Source organism: Geobacillus sp. CX412 (assembly GCF_027942335.1).
In the GTDB taxonomy this organism is placed as follows: domain Bacteria; phylum Bacillota; class Bacilli; order Bacillales; family Anoxybacillaceae; genus Parageobacillus_B; species Parageobacillus_B toebii.
The window spans coordinates 1,763,762-1,781,396 of record NZ_CP103461.1 but is presented as its reverse complement, the minus strand read 5'-3'; the positions used below and the strand labels follow the sequence as shown (position 1 = coordinate 1,781,396).

Annotated in this window: 13 protein-coding genes, 4 pseudogenes and 1 riboswitch; of the genes and pseudogenes, 12 read left to right on the top strand and 5 right to left on the bottom strand. The window is 43.4% G+C overall.

The genetic code is table 11. The features are described 5' to 3' along the window. Positions 1–44: 44 nt before the first annotated feature. A complete protein-coding gene (gene pepT / locus NXM86_RS09510; protein ID WP_081188685.1) occupies positions 45–1,277 on the bottom strand; it encodes a peptidase T in 1,233 nt (410 codons plus the stop codon). Between the two features lie 163 nt (positions 1,278–1,440). Next, positions 1,441–1,574: riboswitch (FMN riboswitch) on the top strand. Between the two features lie 156 nt (positions 1,575–1,730). On the opposite strand from pepT, the gene NXM86_RS09505 reads away from it, so the two are divergent. Then, positions 1,731–2,312 carry an ECF transporter S component gene (locus tag NXM86_RS09505; protein ID WP_081188684.1) on the top strand — a complete coding sequence of 194 codons (582 nt, stop codon included), beginning with the start codon at positions 1,731–1,733 and terminating at the stop codon, positions 2,310–2,312. A 535-nt stretch (positions 2,313–2,847) separates the two neighbouring features. Here NXM86_RS09505 and NXM86_RS09500 read toward each other — a convergent pair. Beyond that, positions 2,848–3,453: a molybdopterin-dependent oxidoreductase gene (locus NXM86_RS09500; RefSeq protein WP_081188683.1), complete on the bottom strand. Its 606-nt coding sequence runs from the start codon at positions 3,451–3,453 to the stop codon at positions 2,848–2,850. Between the two features lie 629 nt (positions 3,454–4,082). Next, a complete protein-coding gene (locus tag NXM86_RS09495) occupies positions 4,083–4,229 on the bottom strand; it encodes a hypothetical protein (RefSeq protein WP_169712556.1) in 147 nt (48 codons plus the stop codon). Between the two features lie 316 nt (positions 4,230–4,545). Here NXM86_RS09495 and NXM86_RS09490 point away from each other — a divergent pair, with 316 nt between their 5' ends. Beyond that, positions 4,546–4,740 (top strand): hypothetical protein, encoded by a 195-nt coding sequence (locus tag NXM86_RS09490; RefSeq protein WP_498957913.1) that lies wholly within the window; start codon positions 4,546–4,548, stop codon positions 4,738–4,740. 864 nt (positions 4,741–5,604) lie between these two features. Here NXM86_RS09490 and NXM86_RS09485 read toward each other — a convergent pair. After that, positions 5,605–5,853 (bottom strand): hypothetical protein, encoded by a 249-nt coding sequence (locus NXM86_RS09485; protein WP_498957912.1) that lies wholly within the window; start codon positions 5,851–5,853, stop codon positions 5,605–5,607. Positions 5,854–6,047: 194 nt separating this feature from the next. On the opposite strand from NXM86_RS09485, the pseudogene NXM86_RS09480 reads away from it, so the two are divergent. From NXM86_RS09480 to NXM86_RS09465, 4 genes and pseudogenes are all read left to right on the top strand, one after another. Then, positions 6,048–6,233 (top strand): annotated as a pseudogene (locus NXM86_RS09480) (GNAT family N-acetyltransferase); the annotation flags it as partial. A gap of 1 nt (position 6,234) precedes the next feature. After that, positions 6,235–6,731 (top strand): annotated as a pseudogene (locus NXM86_RS09475) (GNAT family N-acetyltransferase). Between the two features lie 17 nt (positions 6,732–6,748). Continuing rightward, on the top strand, positions 6,749–7,246 hold the full coding sequence (locus tag NXM86_RS09470; protein ID WP_081188680.1) for a GrpB family protein: 498 nt from the start codon (positions 6,749–6,751) through the stop codon (positions 7,244–7,246). 89 nt (positions 7,247–7,335) lie between these two features. Continuing rightward, positions 7,336–7,998 (top strand): hypothetical protein, encoded by a 663-nt coding sequence (locus NXM86_RS09465; RefSeq protein WP_498957911.1) that lies wholly within the window; start codon positions 7,336–7,338, stop codon positions 7,996–7,998. Positions 7,999–8,093: 95 nt separating this feature from the next. Here the strand turns inward: NXM86_RS09465 and NXM86_RS09460 are convergent. Continuing rightward, positions 8,094–8,761, bottom strand: a pseudogene (locus NXM86_RS09460) (MBL fold metallo-hydrolase). Positions 8,762–8,763: 2 nt separating this feature from the next. Between NXM86_RS09460 and NXM86_RS09455 the strand changes: the two are divergent. The 6 genes and pseudogenes from NXM86_RS09455 to NXM86_RS09430 all read left to right on the top strand — a co-directional run bounded on the left by NXM86_RS09455 (position 8,764) and on the right by NXM86_RS09430 (position 17,635). Continuing rightward, on the top strand, positions 8,764–8,901 hold the full coding sequence (locus NXM86_RS09455) for a hypothetical protein (RefSeq protein WP_498957910.1): 138 nt from the start codon (positions 8,764–8,766) through the stop codon (positions 8,899–8,901). Positions 8,902–9,283: 382 nt separating this feature from the next. Beyond that, entirely contained in the window at positions 9,284–10,744 is a 1,461-nt protein-coding gene (locus tag NXM86_RS09450) for an NADH dehydrogenase subunit 5 (protein ID WP_412761340.1), read from the top strand. A gap of 3 nt (positions 10,745–10,747) precedes the next feature. Continuing rightward, positions 10,748–13,394 (top strand): annotated as a pseudogene (locus NXM86_RS09445) (DUF2309 domain-containing protein). Positions 13,395–13,674: 280 nt separating this feature from the next. Beyond that, entirely contained in the window at positions 13,675–13,977 is a 303-nt protein-coding gene (locus tag NXM86_RS09440) for a phasin family protein (protein WP_015863859.1), read from the top strand. Between the two features lie 53 nt (positions 13,978–14,030). Next, complete coding sequence (locus NXM86_RS09435; protein WP_081188677.1) at positions 14,031–15,704, top strand: ABC1 kinase family protein; 1,674 nt, start codon at positions 14,031–14,033, stop codon at positions 15,702–15,704. A gap of 524 nt (positions 15,705–16,228) precedes the next feature. Beyond that, on the top strand, positions 16,229–17,635 hold the full coding sequence (locus tag NXM86_RS09430; protein WP_062754088.1) for a cytochrome ubiquinol oxidase subunit I: 1,407 nt from the start codon (positions 16,229–16,231) through the stop codon (positions 17,633–17,635).

The following is a 17,635-nucleotide window of genomic DNA, read 5'->3' as shown; positions in this document are numbered from 1 at the left end:
ATGAAAAAGCTGGTTCCAAAACGCCGTTGGAACCAGCTTTTATATTACGCTTTTTGCTCGAACAGCTTAATAATTTCAATAATGACGTTTGTTGCTTTGATCATGTTGTCGATGGAAATGTATTCATAGCGGCCGTGGAAGTTTTCGCCGCCCGTGAAAATGTTTGGCGTCGGCAGCCCCATGTACGAAAGCTGCGACCCGTCCGTGCCGCCGCGGATCGGCGAAATTTTCGGTTCAATATTTAAGTTTTTCATCGCTTCATAGGCGATATCGACAACTTCGCGGACCGGTTCGATTTTTTCTCTCATGTTATAATATTGGTCTTTTATTTCGATCGCGATTCGCTCTTTTCCGTATTTTTCTTGCAGTTTTGCCGCGATTTCCCGCATTTTTGTTTTGCGCGCTTCAAATTGTTCGCGGTCAAAGTCGCGGATAATGTAATGAAGCGCTGTTTCTTCGACATTTCCTTGGAAGGAAAGCAAATGATAAAATCCTTCGTAGCCTTCCGTATGTTCCGGCGCTTCGTTGGCAGGAAGCTGTGCGTGAAATTCCATCGCGATTTTCATCGAGTTAATCATTTTGCCTTTGGCGGTGCCTGGATGAACATTTTTTCCTTTAAATTTGATTTTTGCCTCCGCGGCGTTAAAGCTTTCATACTCTAATTCGCCAAGCGGACCGCCATCGACTGTGTACGCATATTTAGCACCGAACTTAGCGACGTCAAACTTATGCGGCCCTCTGCCGATTTCTTCATCCGGTGTAAACGCGACGCGCACTTTTCCGTGTTTAATTTCCGGATGTTGGATTAAGTAGGCCATCGCCGTCATAATTTCCGCGATTCCCGCTTTATTGTCCGCGCCAAGCAGCGTCGTGCCGTCGGTGGTGATTAATGTATGGCCTTTGTAGTTTGCAAGTTCCGGAAAATCTTTCGGCGAAAGCACAATATGTAGCGCCTCATTTAATATGATATCATTGCCATCGTAGTTTTCGACAATTTGCGGTTTTACATTGGCGCCGGTAAATTCGGGAGCCGTATCCATATGGGCTAAAAAGCCAATGGTTGGCACATCTTTATCGGTATTTGCGGGCAATGTTGCCATGATATAGCCGTTTTCGTCTATTGTTACTTCTTCCATGCCGATTGCTTTTAATTCTTCTACCAGCATTCTCGCTAGCGTCCATTGACCCGGAGTGGAGGGACAAGTATCACTGTTCGGGTCAGACTGGGTGTCAACTTGAACATACTTCGTAAAACGTTCAATGATTTCGTTTTTCATGATAGTCAGCTCCTTATTATTTACTATCTTTTTCCTTCTTTATTTTATCATAAAAATGAAAAATCATGTTGGTGTGAGAAAAAAGAGCATTCATATGCACTGCATTGATGATAGACATAACGCATAAAGAAATTATATAATAATATTAAAAAAATATAATACGATTCATCTTCGGGGCAGGGTGAAATTCCCGACCGGCGGTGATGAAGCAATTTGCTTCTCAGCCCGCGAGCCGCATAGGCACGATCCGGTGCAATTCCGGAGCCGACAGTATAGTCTGGATGGGAGAAGATGAAGGTTTGCCGGCGTTCGAATGTTGCGCGATCGAACGTCTATTTGAGCATACCCTTTTTCTCCCTTAAGTGTGAACACTTAAGGGTTTTTTATTTGACGCTCAAAGTTGGCAGCCTTCTTCTTGTGAGGATGAATCACGAGAAGGAGAGGAGAATCGACATGAGAAAAATGAATATCCGCGCGCTTGTCTTAATTGGAGTGTTTAGCGCCATCTCGTATTTACTGATGCTGTTAAACTTTCCGCTTCCGCCATTTCCAAACTTTCTATTGGTGGATTTCAGCGACATTCCTGCATTGATCGCCGCGATTCTGTACGGACCGCTGGCGGGAGTGTCCGTTGAATTGCTGAAAAATGTGTTGAATTATTTCATGGTCGGCAGTCCTACCGGCGTTCCGGTCGGTCATATCGCCAACTTTATGGCCGGGATTACGTTTATTTTGCCGACATATTACGTATATCATAAAACAAAATCAAAAAAAGGAATGCTGGCTGGTTTAGTCATTGGCACCGCCGTTATGGCGCTGATGATGAGCGTATTGAACTACTACGTGTTTCTGCCGGCGTATACGATCTTTCTAGGAGCCCCGGCGATGAGCGCGCCGGAAACAAGGGCATTGGTTGTTTCGGCTATCTTGCCGTTTAACGCAGTAAAAGGCGCGATGATCACGATTGTATTTATGCTCTTGTTTGTCCGTTTGCACCAGTGGATGCAAAAACAAGCGGCAACGCATCATGCATAGTGCATATATGCAGCGAGGCTGTCTCAAAAGGCCGTTGAATCGACCTCTTGAGGCAGCCTCTTATTAAATAACCATGCTAAAGTTATTTTTTTCTGCTTCTTAATATTCGCAAATATCAGGAAAGGGAAAAATTAGAATTTTTCGACTTATTATCCCAATTATCTGAATTTTCAACCAAAGGAATGCAAGAACCACCTTTAAACAGCCATATACACATTAAATAGGTTTTCTAATGAAAATATGTGCTAAATGCAAAAAAAATAAAAAACCTCGAATGATGCCAAGACAATAATAAAAAAACTGGATAGAGCGTATAAAAAGGACAATGTAAAGGTTGAGAATGGGCAACATGGCAGTAAAAGAAAATCGTTGTGTGCCCGTTTCTTCCGTGTATGAAGAGTGCAAAAAATAAAAAGAGGTTGTCTTAGAAAAGACTCTCTCTCAGCTTGTCGACTTTGTCGGCAAGCTGAGAGGAACTCTAAAAAAGAAACTCTCGTTTTTTAGGAGTGAATACAATGAACTTTTCAAAAAAGTTTTACATATCGTTTGGATCGGCAAAGCGCTCTTCCTTAAACGGATTGGCGGTCATCGAGAAGCCGCGTTGTTCCCAATATCCCGGCTCGTCTTTTTTCATGAACTGGATTCCAGATGCCCATTTCGTTCCTTTCCATAAATAAAACGATGCAGGTGGAATAAAGCGGAGCGGATAGCCATGTTTTGGGGAAATATCCTGCCAGTCATGACGTTTGTCTTTCCAGCGGTACACAAATAGCGCGTCATCGCCCATCAGCGCCTCGAGCGGCAAGTTCGCCGAATAGCCGAAGCGGTCTCCTTTTAAGTAGCCGTAAATTTTCACGTATTTCACATCTGGGGCCAGTTCAACAAAGCGCAAAAACTCGCGAAAGGCAATCCCTTCAAATGTCGTATCAAACTTCGACCATGTCGTCACACAATGCATATCGATCGTCGAGATTGTTTTTGGCAGTTCCATTACTTGCTGATAGGAAAGAGAGACTTCTTCTTTTACATCCCCAAATAAGCGGAATTCCCATGTTGATTCATCAAATTGATAAACATCCCCATCATGAAGAATCGGCCATTTTTCCGTTTCAAATTGGCCTGGCGGCAGCTGTTTTGTCAATGGCGCGCCCCCTTTCTATGTATGAATTTATATAAAATGATACGGCGAGAAAGTGGTGTACGCAACTATATTGGCAGGAAATAATCGGATAGAGAAAAGGGCCGGGCCCTACACAGATTCACGGATATTGCTAAAAGAGTTAGGAATACATGCAGAAAAAGATGTTTTTTCATCAAGGGTTTTTACGATTCAAAGGGATCCGCCGTCAGTGTTCAGTACGAAACTGATTGGATACTCCGATCTAAACTTCTTCAGGCAGGATTTAATTTAGCTGCCACGAGGTTTCAACGTCTTCGGTAAAAAAATTTACAACCGGTAAAGGTAATGCAAAAAAGATAAATGGTTCTCTGGGGATTTGAGCACAGTGGCGAGCGATAACGTCTGTGATGCGTTTATGTTGGCGCAAATCGCCAGAGCTTTGAGTGGCAAGTGGAATGAATAAAGTTTCAAAAAGAAGCTTAAATAAATTCTCGTAAAACCAAAGGAGGCAGTTCTTTTTGAAGTTTTGGAATGGAGCTGCTCGTTTTCTTGGATGGTTCCATTCCGAAGTTAGAAACACAAGAGTAACTAAGTTACATTGGTGAGAAGGAAAAGTGGTTCGAGTATAGCGTTATATTTCGTTATTATGGTTATTTTTCCTTTTCAGGGGGATGAATCCTTTTATGTTCCGTTTCAGCAATGTACCTTGGTTTTTTTGCTACTGCCGCTAAAGAAATAATAAAGCTAATCCCTAAGATTGCTGATAATATCCATGCGAAAAGTTCAATTGATGTCATTATCTCATACCCTCCTTCTTTAGTGTTATGTAAAAGATATGACGACATGCTCGTCCATTTTCTTCCCCGTTATATTTAGATACAACCCCAAGAATAGACGAGTAGATAAATAAAGAAACAAAATAGCGTTCAAATCATGTGAGCATTAAAATCCTAAAAAAGATAAAAAGCATGGGTGATTAAACAAACAAACTGTAGTAAATTTTCATTAATATATTGTATGGCGAGATAAACGATTTCCGTGTTCATTTACCTATTTGATGTTCATTAAAACAAGGTCTTTTCTGATGAACTCATCATAAAGGGGGTGTGATATATGGATTTAAATATCAACGTAGAAGACTTGTTACAAAAATTGGAACAACAATATAAAGAGCATGAAACTACTAGTAGAGAAATTGAAGATTTACTAGACGAACAACTAGGATTACTTAAAAGCATGCTAGAAAAATTAAAGCCTATTTATAGTTGGTATTTTAAAAAAGGCTTGTTTTTACACATCCAACTATAAAAATTCGTTCTCCACTCGGTCCTATATTAGGATATGATCGGAAAGAAAATGAAGTTATTGTGTTTAATATCCAGAAGAATCATCCAGAGAAAGTATATTTACACGACAACAAAGTGCGAAAGTTTTATAGTTTATACGAGCTTGTTAGAGACGGGTTTTTTAGTGATGCTGTAAATGGGCTTCAATACCTTGGGAAGATGTTGAAAAATTATGTGAACGAGAACAATGAATATATAAAAGAGCTGAAAGCACAAATTGAGGAAATAAATTTAATGAACAAATGAATATAAAAAATGACAGAATATTTTTGTTTAGACGTGTTATGATGGTATCGTGGAAATGTTGAGACAGAATGTCACTCCGGTCGGGGTGGCGTTTTTTATTTTAAATGCTCGATTATTAAAGAGTGTCGTTGATTTTCTTATTTCAATGAAAGGGCGGTTTAGTTGAAACATTATTCATACCAAGCCTTTTAAACTATTATAATTATATTAAAAAATTTATCAAGAGAGATTTAATTGATCAATTAATGAACCATACGATTATGAAGCCTATAACGAAATGAGAATCAGTGAATTAAAGTTTTATCGTATTCGTGAGAAGGTGTTTTATGAGAATTGAAGTGTACAAGGAAGAGCCGCCGGTGTAGTTTGTGGAATAAAAAGTAATAGGTAGTGCTAAAAAATAATTCATTTCATTAATCAGAAGTTATTAATAGGCATTTAGAGTCGAAAAGATAATAATACAAGCCGATTTTTCCTCCGTTGAGGAAAAATCGGCTTTTTCCATTTCTCTTATCGTCTGACTCCGATATTGATAAATTAGCTGGGAACATGAAGTGTAATCAAACGGCCAAGTTGCTTGTTATGTCCGTTTCCGAACTATTGACGAAATTCCAATTAAGGCTAAATAAACAACATAACTGATCACTTGTAAACTTGTTGGCTTATCGGTGTAGCCTACTAATGCGTGCAACAGGTGCCCCACAGCACTGTCGCTGCTCAAGATTGAACTTGTATCCCATAAGGTTTCATTGCCGAATGGCAGCCAACCGAGTTGCTGAAATTCCCCGATTCCGCTTACTAAAAATCCCGCAGCAAATATGACAAGCAAAAAAGTGGAGAGATTGAAAAAGTATTCTACATTGATCTTTTTCCCAAGTACATAGATTTCCTGATATAATCCCTAATACACCGAGTACTATATTTAGGACCGGATTGGTTATCGATGTTAACGGAATCATAAACACGACCATCTCAAGCTCTTCTAGGAACACTGCCAAAAAGGTAAAACCTACAATAGCAAATGGCATCGGAAAAGCAATTATCGAGGATTTGCTTGAGCAGCTTAAGCACGTTTCTTGCGTGCATTTAATTGCTACTACTGGAAAAGAGAAGTTTTATCAAAAAGCAGGGTTGAAAAAACTGAAAACCGCTATGGCGCGATATCGAAATCGTGATTTGGCGCGGGAATATTTGGAGGAGGATAGATAAGATGAACGTAAGGCATGCGACGGTAGACGATGCAGAAGAGTTGGCACACCTCATCTTGCAAGTAGAAAAAGAAGCAGAATTTATGCTGTTTGAGGCAGGGGAACGAACGCTCACTCCAGATCTGCAGAGAAGCCAAATCGAAGCGATGCAGAATGAGGAAAACTCCACGATACTGGTGGCAGAGGCGGACGGAAAGCTAGTTGGGTATTTAGTCGCAAGAGGAGGGCGTGCGAGACGAAATAAGCATACGGTATATATCGTCATTGGCATGCTGGCTTCGTATAGAGGAAAAGGAATCGGTACGATGCTGTTTGCGAATTGGAGCGTTGGGCTCGCACGAAAGGCATTCATCGGTTGGAATTAACGGTAGTCGTCAACAATCAACGCGCGGTATCGTTATATCGCAAAATGGGGTTTGAACGGGAGGGAATCAAACGGCATTCTCTTCTTATTCATGGACAGTACATCGATGAATATTATATGGCAAAACTATTATAGTGATCGGAGGAAACAAAATGGAACTTGTTCATTTTATAGAGCAAAGCCATTTTCACGAACAAGCAGAAAAAACCTTTTTGGAACAGAAGGAAAAAATTTTGCGTCTGTTGCCGGAAGCGGATATTCAGCACGTTGGAAGCACGGCGATTCCCAATAGCCTCACCAAAGGGGATCTTGATATTCAAGTGCGGGTTCCTGCGGAAATATTTACTGTTGCTGTAGAGAAACTGTCCGCTTTATATGCAATCAATGAGGGAAGCGTGCAAACGGACTATTTCCGCGCATTTCAAGATGATACGACCGATCCGCCATTAGGTGTCCAACTAACCGTTATCGGTTCTGAATTAGACATCTTTTGGAAATTCCGTGAAGTGTTGTTGGCGAATGACACATACAGAGCGGAATATGACGAATTGAAAAAGGCATACGAAGGAAAAAGTATGGAAGCGTACCGGGAAGCGAAACAACGGTTTTTCGCGCGCCTGATGGAAACGCCGGAATTTCAGCGGTTGTAAGGACGATAGGAAAATGGAGCGTTGCTGTGCGAATGAAACTTTTTCCACTCCTCTTTCGTCTACTGCTATTTGGAGAGGAGAGGGACATTTTGGGGAGATTGTTGTTATTTTTCGTTGTTGCATCGATTGGGATGGCATTGCGTTTTTTGGTTTTAGGAAAATTTGAATGGGGACAGCTGCTTATTGTCTCGGGATTTCTAGCAGGGGTGCTATTGATTTGGGGAATCGAACGCTGGCAGGCTTGGCGTGATGCCTCTTATGAAGGGGCGGAAGACGAAGATGTTTGGCATACGCATATGGCGGAACGATTTTGGACTGGAAAAAAGCGCTTGTTTAAGGGAACGAAAAAGATGGGGGAGTTTTGGCGCTTCTTTCCGCTTCCATGGCAGCGCATTGTCAATAGTATTTTGTCCGATCAAAATCAGTGGTATTTAAATTTGTCTTTTGCATTTGCGGACGGAACTTCGGTACAAATCATAGAGCAGCGGGAAAAACTGTTTCGTGTGAATGATACGTGGCATATTGTGCAAAATGGAGCGGTTGTCGCAGTGGCGCGTACGGATTATTCATGGAAAAACAAGTTGAAGCTGCGTGAGCGCATGATCGTAGAGATACAGGGAAAAACGCTGTTTTTTCAGTCGCCGGAAATGGTTTCCCGCACGGAAGTCTGGTTAGATGGAAAAATGATCGCCGAAGGGAAACGTTCGCGGCTGTTGCGCTGGCGTTATACGTTGGGTGAACGAAGGCTATAGAATGGAACGATTGCTTGTTGCGGCGTATGTGCTATTCAATTACGCGTATCACCAGTAAAAGTGGCGCCTCCCGCTGTTTACAGGAGGCGAATTTGTTATTGAACATATTTTCCATAATCCGGCATGGCGATTTGGTCAAACTCGCGCGCTAACTTCGCTAATCCTTCCCGCAGTTTTTCACCTGATACTGGCGCTCCATGTCCTGTAATAGCCGTTTCTGGCTGCAATGCCGCAGTTTTCTTACCGATTCGCGGGCGTCGTTCCAACAGTCGATAGTAGCGCGCACCTGATACTGGCGCTCCATGTCCTGTAAATCGGAACTCAGGTGCGGCACCGTGCCCTGCAGCAGCGGTGACATGACGCCTAATCGATCGGTTCATTGGAAAAACGCTGACATTCGCACCATTCGCTCACGACGGTTGGCTCGGAAGCTGCTTCTATAAGCATCTCGCTTCTGACATAAACAGAACGTTCAATGTTTCACAGTCATAATCGCCGACGTGTCAATGGCCGTGCGTAAGATGATCCTGCGACGCTGTTGCGCAAACCGCTTTTCGGTGACATCGATGATATCGTCCGCCGTTTTTGGCATTCCGGCATCCACAAGGACAAACTCTTTTTTGTCAGGATTGCCAACAAGGCAGATATTGACGATTTGAATCGTATGGCAATATAAATCCGGCAATACTTCTATGCTCACTCCGCTCGCGACCGATGTGGGAGGGATAAATTTAAATCTCGCCGTACGGAGTTCTTCTTGCATTCTTGACTGTTCCATCGAATGTCAATGATACTATTCCACTTCTTTTCGTTCACTATGCGGCAGGTGCGCTCAGCGAACGGCTGCTGAAGAGCTTTTTCGATGAATTAGCGGTGATGGCATCCGCTTTTGTTTTGATGTAAAAAAGATTCACCGAACATGGGACAATAGTAATATAAAGTAAATATGGTATTGACAAACTTTACGTTTCTGTATAGATTAAATAACATAATAATAAAATCTGAATGTTCCGCATTCGGTAGACTTTCAAACAGTCCGTTTAGAGCGGAGTGGTTGAAAGTAAACCGAAGAACAGTAATACGTGCATTTGGTAGATCTTCAAAAAGCCTTCATAGGCTCGTTGAAGATAAACCGGCTATGTGTACTCGATGCCATTCGTGTACCCTTTTGATGGAAAAGGGAAAACACGGTGGATAGAGGACGACATAGCCGGTTTTTTTGTTGCGGAAAAGAGAGAGGGGGATTCGGTTGGTTTGGTTCATCTTGTTATTCGCAACGGTTGGAATGGCTCTCATCAGTTCTTTATTGCTTCTAGATCGGCGCATGCCGCTATATTATGTGCAGGTGCATGTGGGAGTGATGGTGTTGCCGATTGCTGCGGCGTTAGCGGGGCTGATTTTCGCTGATCATCATGCCGCGGCCGGATTATGGCGTTCTGATATTCTCGCCTGGTTTATGGCGCTGTTTATTTTGACGCTCGGCTGGATGATAGCGCGTTTTTGCCTCCGTTATTTGCATGGCGACCGTGCGTATCGTAAGTATTTTTCCCTGCTTACTTTTACGGTCAGTACCGCGGCGCTGACTTGGATGAACAATGATATTCGTTTGCTTGTTCTCTTTTGGGGCTTGCCGCTATTGGGGCTTGCGCAGCTGACACGATTAAAAAGGGAATGGCGTCCGGCACGAACAGCGGCGGTGCGTATGGCTATGGTATTTTCACTAAGCTGGCTTGCTTTGTTTGCTGCTGGTTTGTGGTTATGGAGTGCAACCGGACATTGGCAGCTGTCGCTTGCCTTGTCCTCAGAAAGCATCCGCCATCTCGAATGGTGGGAAAAAACAGGGGTGAATGTGCTGCTTATATTGGCAGCGATCATTCCAGCCGGACAATGGCCATTTCAGCGCTGGCTGTTAGAGTCGGCGGTTACACCAACCCCGATTTCAGCGGTAATGCATGCTGGTTTGATCAATGCGGGCGGTCTTTTGTTGACAAGATTTTCTCCATTGTTTAGCGGTGATATATCGCAAATGTTGTTGCTGGTTCTCGCCTCCATTTCGGTGCTCATCGGCACAGGAATTAGTTTTGTTCAAGTCGACTATAAACGGCAATTAGTTGCCTCCACGATGGCGCAAATGGGATTGATGCTCATTCAATGCGCGTTAGGCGCTTATGTTGCGGCAGTCATTCATTTAGTGTTGCACGGTTTGTTTAAAGCGACATTATTTTTACAATCTGGTTCGGTCGTGCCGAATCCGAATAAAACCATCCATCGATCACGAAACTTGTCCAAAACATGGCTATTTGCCGGAGCGGCAGCTGGTCTTGCCGTAGGAGTAATGTTTTGGCTTACGTCACCAGAAGAAAACGCAAAATTGTTAAGCGCCCTTATTCTTGGATGGTCGCTTGCGTTTGTCTGGGGGAGGATCGCCGTTTTCGAAAATGGACGAACGATCGGATTAATCGTATTGGCAGGATTAGCCTTAGCATCTGGAGCGGTGCACGTTAGTTTCATGAAGCTATTGCATACGTCGGTGCCGTTATTTAGGACATCTATCATCACAGAAATGGCAGCTGTCTTTATCTTAATCACTGGCGGATTGGCAGGCATATGGTTTTCCACACATCGTTCATCAGATTCATTTGTGCGATTGTATATGTGGCTCGTCCATATTGGCGAACCGCGTTCCGAGTCGGTGGAAAGCCATCCGCATTATCTTGCAGATTATTTAAAAAAGGAGAGGATTTAGGGGATGAATACGACAACCGTATTACTCGAACGTCCTAATGTGCATGAGCGACGGAGAGAAAATGTCGCAACAGATATAAATGTAAACGCGCTTGTCAAAAACGCCAGCAAGGCAATTGCCCCGCTTTGGACGATTGCCACGTTTGTCGCGCGTCATCCATGGATGGGGCTAGAACACTTTTCGTTTGAGCAAGTTGCGCATCGCTTAAAATTATTGCGAGATATTGATCTTTACCCAAGCATGTCCATGTTTCGCGCGGCTCAACGGAAAGGGGAACTGAATCCGAAGTTTTTGGAAATGCGGCTTCAGCGCTGGCTTGATGAGCAGCCGCTGACGATGCCGCGTGAGGAAGCGGAACGTTTTTGCCGCGCTGCGCTTTTACACGAAGAAATTCCTAACGAGCTGTTAATGTCTTCATCATTAAAAAGTTTGGCGGCAAAAATGAAAGACATGCGATTCCGATACGACTTCAAACGTTTACTAATCCGACCGCTAAGCCTTCTCCTTGAAGAGCAAGGAGAAGAGAAATGGGCGCGTATGCTTGACCATCAAATGATCAAATGGTGCAAATTATTTTTAGATGAATCGCAAGCTTCATGGACAATGCCATATCGAGAAAAAGGATTTTATTACGCATGGCGGAAGCTTGTGATCAACGATCCATCATTACGCAAACAGCAGCGCGAGAGATTGCAAGATTTGCCGCATGATGCCGAAGAAGCATTGCGACAAGCGTTGATGTTGCTCGGCATACCGCATGGCGCGATGAAAGACTATTTGGAAGCGCATCTTCTTTCCTTGCCTGGTTGGGCAGGAATGCTGCTGTGGCGTTCGCAGCAGTCCGGCCAAGCGCATTTGCTGCTTATTGATTATTTAGCAATTCGTCTTTCGCTTGAGTGGGCATTGATCGCTCCGTATTTGCCATTTGCGAAACAAAAAGATGACAACGAAACGTTTCTCCTTCCGCTTCTAGCCGCATGGATGCATTGGGGAGGGTTGACGCCAAAAGAGTGGCTGCAATTGCCACAGGCTGAGCAGAAAGCACGTTTATCGTTTGCTTATCGTTTCGACAAAATCGTTCGCGGCAAGCTTTGGCTCGAGGCATGGGAAGATACGCAAGAGGTGCGGCTAAAGGAGATGATTACATCCCATTCCCAAGAAAATGAGCCAAAACAAGCAGCCGCGCAGCTTATCTTTTGTATGGATATTCGTTCTGAGCCTTTCCGTCGTCATTTAGAGCAGGCAGGACCATTTGAAACATACGGGTGCGCTGGTTTTTTCGGTCTTCCCATCAAAACGCGTGAACTAGACAGCAGCCATGCACACGCTTCTTGCCCGGTGATTGTAGAGCCGCGGCATGAAGTTCAAGAATTTACATCGGCAGAGAATGTAAAAAAATATCGCAGGCGGCGGAACGCGCTGCTTTCGGTCAGCCACACGTTTAAGAAAATGAAGCGGCATTTGTTTGCGAGTTTGTTGCTTCCAGAGGTAAGTGGACCTTTGCTCGGTTTGCATACGCTTGCCCGAAGTATAGCGCCAAGCGGAGCGGGACGCGTATTTCACCAGTTTCAAGACAATTGGGCGCAAAAGCCGGCAACAGAACTTTCGCTCAATCGGGAATCTTCTTTGGAAACAACAGAAACAACGGATCTTCCAGTGGGTTTTTCTACCGAGGAAAAAGTACGATACGTATATCAACTATTCAAAGGAATGGGGCTCACAAGTCGATTTGCGCCGCTTGTTGTTGTCTGTGGCCATGAAAGCACAACAACGAACAATCCTTACGCCTCTTCGCTTGATTGCGGTGCGTGCGGCGGGGCAGCCGGAGGATTCAATGCTCGTGTGTTTGCCGCGCTATGTAACCTGAAAGAGGTGCGGGAAGGCCTTGCAAAGGAAGGAATCGTTATTCCAGAAGACACTGTTTTTGTTGCTGCCGAGCATATGACAACGGTCGATGAACTTTGCTGGCTTTATGTACCAACGCTTTCGGAAGCGGCTCAAAAAGCGTTTGATATGCTGCAAGAAAAGCTGGAAAAAGTAAGCCGCAATGCGAATAACGAGCGATTGTCGAAGCTGCCGGGCTTAGAGGGCAAGAAGAAAGAACCGCTTGCCGAAGCACATCGCCGTGCGGAAGACTGGAGCGAAATCCGTCCGGAATGGGGGCTTGCCGGCAACGCGGTGTTGATCATTGGCCGCCGCGAGTTAACAAAGCATTGTAATTTAGAAGGGAGAGTATTTCTCCATAGCTATGACTGGCGCAAAGATCCATCCGGCGAGGCGCTCGCCAACATCATCACCGGGCCGGTGACAGTGGCGCAATGGATTAATTTGCAATATTACGCATCGACTGTCGCCCCGCATTATTACGGAAGCGGAAACAAAACGACGCAAACGGTCACGGCTGGGATCGGCGTCATGCAAGGAAACGCAAGCGATTTGCTCGCCGGGCTTCCGTGGCAGTCGGTCATGGCGTCTGACGAAGAAATATTCCATTCTCCGCTTCGGTTGCTCGTCATTATCGAAGCACCACAGCAAAATATCGAGCGTTTGTTCGAAGACGATCCTTATTTCCGCAGAAAAGTGAAAAAACGGCTGGCTTCGCCTTGTTTCTATCGACCCGGACAGTGGTGAGTGGAAAGCTTGGAGATGATGGATTTGTTGATGAAGGCACTGACTTTGCAAAAAAGTCGGTGCTTTTTTATATAAATAGGTGCGTTTTTCTTATTGAAACAGAAGACAAATATTGATTCATAAAAAGACAGTCTAAAAGGAAAATTAACAAAAAAGACATCTTGGGAGGAAATCTATAAAAAGCGGGGAAATGTTTTATTGGTCAATGGGAGGGGCGCTTTCACGGAGAATAGGAGCGCTCGACACAACGTTGTGAAAGTGATATCATGATGTAAAAACTTAAAGGAGGCTGCAAGCTTATGAGCATTCTTAAAAAAGGACTGGCGTTTGGACTCGGATTGGCGTTAGCGAGCAAGGAGCAAGTGGAAAAATTAATTGATGAGTTGGTGAAAAAAGGAGAATTGTCGCTTGAAGAATCGAAGGATATTATTGAACAGTGGAAGCAGCAAACAGACGAAAGAAAAGCAGAATTGCAGCGCATCGTGCGCGAACAGATCAAACAAGTGATCGATAAATTCGATTTGGTGACGAAAGACGAACTGCAACAATTAGAACAACGAATCCGCCGCTTAGAAGAAAAATTAGAAGAAAAAGAAGATTAGTAATCGAACAGGGGTCCCACGGGGGCCCATGTCCATTAAGGGGGCTGGACGGATTGATTGGAAAAAGAATGCGCCATATAAGCCGTTATCGCGATATCGCTGTTGCATTGCTCCGCCATGGCTTTGAAATGGTGGTTGAGGAAATCGGCTTTTCCCAGTTTCTTTCCCTTCCGCAACGGCTGCGTGTAGGCAAAAAGAAGGATGAAAAAACGATTGGCGAGCGCATCCGCCTTGTGCTCGAGGAACTAGGCCCGACCTTCGTGAAATTAGGTCAGCTGGCTAGCACGCGCCCCGATTTAATTCCAGAACACATTATTCGTGAACTGGAAAAATTGCAAGATCAAGTCCCGCCTTTTTCGTTTGCCGATGTTCGCCGCATTATCGAGGAGGAGTTGGGGGAAGAGCTGGACCATATTTTTCGTTCTTTTGAGGAAGTTCCGCTTGCCGCTGCCTCGATCGGGCAAGTTCATCGAGCGGTCCTTCATTCCGGTGAAAGGGTAGCGGTGAAAATTCAGCGGCCGCATATCGCATCGGTCATAGAAACAGATTTGGAAATTCTTCAAGATTTGACCGCTCTTGCGGAACGCCGCTTGGAGTGGGCGGAGCAATATCAGATACGTGATATATTGGACGAGCTATCGAAATCGCTTCGTCTAGAGCTCGATTACACCATAGAGGCGCGCAATGCCGAGAAATTTTCCAAACAGTTTCAAAGCGATCCAACTATTTATGTGCCAAAAGTGTTTTGGGACTATTCAACAAAAAAAGTACTGACGATGGAATATGTAGAAGGTATCAAACTCGGGGAACTTGAGCGGCTGAAACAACACGGCTATAACTTAAAAATTCTAGCGGAGCGGCTGGCGAAGGGAATGTTCCAGCAAATTTTTATGGAAGGCTTTTTTCATGGAGATCCCCATCCGGGAAATGTGTTAGCTTTGTCGGGAGACGTGATTGCGTTCATTGATTTCGGCATGGTAGGGAGAATCACTCCAGAAATGAAATATCATTTATCTTCCTTAATTATCGCTTTGATGCGCCAAAGCACCGATGGAGTCATGAAAACGATCGGAGATATGGGCTTGGTGCCGGATGAGGTAAATGTAAGCCAGCTGCGTGAAGATATCGAGCAATTGAGAGAAAAATATTATCATATTCCGTTGAGCAAAGTCAGTCTCGGCGAGGCGGTTCAGGATTTGCTTCATGTTGCATTTCGCCACTCGATCCGCATCCCAAGCGATTTAACGTTGTTAGGGAAGGCGCTATTGACGGTGGAAGGGATCGTGGAAAAATTGGATCCCGACTTTAGTATTATCGACTTTGCCGAACCGTTTGGCCGCCAGCTGCTAAAGGAGCGGATGCGGCCGAAAAACGTAGCAGAAATGGCATGGAAACGCTTTTCCGATTATGGGGAACTGCTTGTGGATTTGCCGAAAAATATAAAAGAATTAACGAGACTGATGAATCAAGGGAAAGTACGCCTGGAGATCGGCATCCCTGACCTGGATTTTCTATTGAGAAAATTAGACCAAATCAGTAATCGTTTATCGTTTAGCATTGTTTTGCTTTCCTTCAGCATCATTATGGTTGGCATTATTATCGGCTCGTCGATGGGAAGACAATCGACATTATTGTGGAAAATTCCGGCGATCGAGATTGGCTTTTGCGTCGCTACCTTAATGTTTTGCTGGCTTTTATATTCGATTTTTAGATCGGGAAGATTTTAAAAGGATATTTCCTTCTTTTTTCTTTTGGTACCAGTACTATATGTTTCGCTTTCAAATGTGATTATGTACTTGCCCCCTGTCAATCATCTATTTATGGATAACTGTTCCATCAATGATGCCAACTTCTGCTTTTTATAGCGATTTTTAATATATGTATAAGATCTTTTACGAATTTCGTCGTAATTTTGTAACACATTTGTCAAACTGTCAAAGAATTTATGATCGTTTTTTTGTTATAGTATTGGTAAGTTTCTCGTTCAATAGATTTGTTTTTGTCACTTCGGAAAGTAGCCAGTTTTTTGTACAGTTTTTATGTTACTCATGTTAATAATGTTTAATTTTGTGAATTTATGAACATGATATCACCTCAGATCATGCTCTAATGAATTCTTAAGGGAGGAATGCGATGGGGTAAGTGCTAGTTATGTGAAGTTTTGAACATATAGTTAGTTATGTGAAATTATGAACATAACATCGCCTCAGGCCAATTCCGAGGAAATACTTAACTTAAAGGAGGAACTACGATGGATCCAGTAATGTTGGCAAGGATACAATTTGCTTTGACTACAATCTACCACTTTTTCTTCGTGCCGCTTACCATTGGTCTAGCATTTATTATCGCTTTGATGCAAACATTATACGTAGTGAAGAAAAATGAGATTTATAAAAAAATGGCGAAATTTTGGGGACATTTGTTCCTGATTAATTTTGCCGTAGGGGTTGTAACAGGAATTATTCAGGAATTCCAATTTGGGATGAACTGGTCGGATTATTCTAGATTTGTCGGTGACGTCTTCGGGGCCCCCCTAGCCATTGAAGCATTGCTTGCCTTCTTTATGGAATCTACCTTTATTGGCCTTTGGATTTTTGGATGGGATCGTTTGCCTAAAAAAGTGCACTTGGCAAGCATTTGGCTTGTATCTATTGGGTCTATGCTTTCCGGTTTTTGGATTTTAACGGCAAACTCCTTCATGCAAGTGCCTGTTGGTTATGAAATTAGAAATGGCAGGGCGGAAATGGTTGATTTTCTTGCGCTTATAACGAATGGACAATTATGGGTGGAGTTTCCTCATGTCATCACAGGTGCATTGTGTACTGGAGCATTCTTCATTGCTGGTGTAAGTGCCTATAATCTATTAAAAAAGAAACATGTTGATTTTTACAAAAAATCCATGAATATCGCCTTAATCATTGGTTTCATCGGCAGTTTGGGGACTGCTTTCACCGGACATGCCCAAGCGCAATATCTTGTAAAAACACAGCCAATGAAGATGGCAGCTGCAGAGGGGATTTGGGAAGATACGCCTGATCCTGCGCCATGGTCAGTATTTGCCTTGATTGATACAGAAAAACAAGAAAATAAGTTTGAACTAAACATTCCTTATGCATTAAGCTATTTATCTTATTCTAAATTTGAAGGCAGCTTAAAAGGAATGAAAACTCTCCAAGCTGAATATGCGGAAAAATACGATCCAATCGTTGGTGAAGGTACAAATTATATTCCTCCAGTCAAGACGACGTATTGGAGCTTCCGTTTAATGGTTGGCCTTGGTACAGCGATGATATTGTTATCGATGATTGGTCTGTATCTGTGGAAAAAGGGACGAATTGAGCAAAGCAGTATGTTCTTGAAAATCCTAGTTCCTGCTATTTCATTTCCGTTTTTGGCAAACACTTTCGGATGGATCATGACCGAAGTGGGTCGTCAGCCATGGACGGTATTTGGATTGATGACGACAGCTGACGCTGTATCACCAAATGTTTCTGCAGGGACCGTTTTATTTTCCATCATTATGTACACACTGATATTCACGATTCTTGCAGGCGTGATGGTTTATTTGATGGTTCGCGAAATTAAACGAGGACCGATAGAACATCAAGATGCAAATTCAACGGTATCCATAGATCCATTCAGTAAGGCAGGTGTTTAA

Coding starts and splice junctions, on each gene's coding strand:
- NXM86_RS09505 (WP_081188684.1), top strand. CDS start 1,731: ATGAGAAAAATGAATATCCGCGCGCTTGTCTTAATTGGAGTGTTTAGC.
- NXM86_RS09430 (WP_062754088.1), top strand. CDS start 16,229: ATGGATCCAGTAATGTTGGCAAGGATACAATTTGCTTTGACTACAATC.
- NXM86_RS09470 (WP_081188680.1), top strand. CDS start 6,749: ATGGAACTTGTTCATTTTATAGAGCAAAGCCATTTTCACGAACAAGCA.
- pepT (WP_081188685.1), bottom strand. CDS start 1,277: ATGAAAAACGAAATCATTGAACGTTTTACGAAGTATGTTCAAGTTGAC.
- NXM86_RS09490 (WP_498957913.1), top strand. CDS start 4,546: ATGGATTTAAATATCAACGTAGAAGACTTGTTACAAAAATTGGAACAA.
- NXM86_RS09440 (WP_015863859.1), top strand. CDS start 13,675: ATGAGCATTCTTAAAAAAGGACTGGCGTTTGGACTCGGATTGGCGTTA.
- NXM86_RS09495 (WP_169712556.1), bottom strand. CDS start 4,229: ATGACATCAATTGAACTTTTCGCATGGATATTATCAGCAATCTTAGGG.
- NXM86_RS09450 (WP_412761340.1), top strand. CDS start 9,284: ATGGCTCTCATCAGTTCTTTATTGCTTCTAGATCGGCGCATGCCGCTA.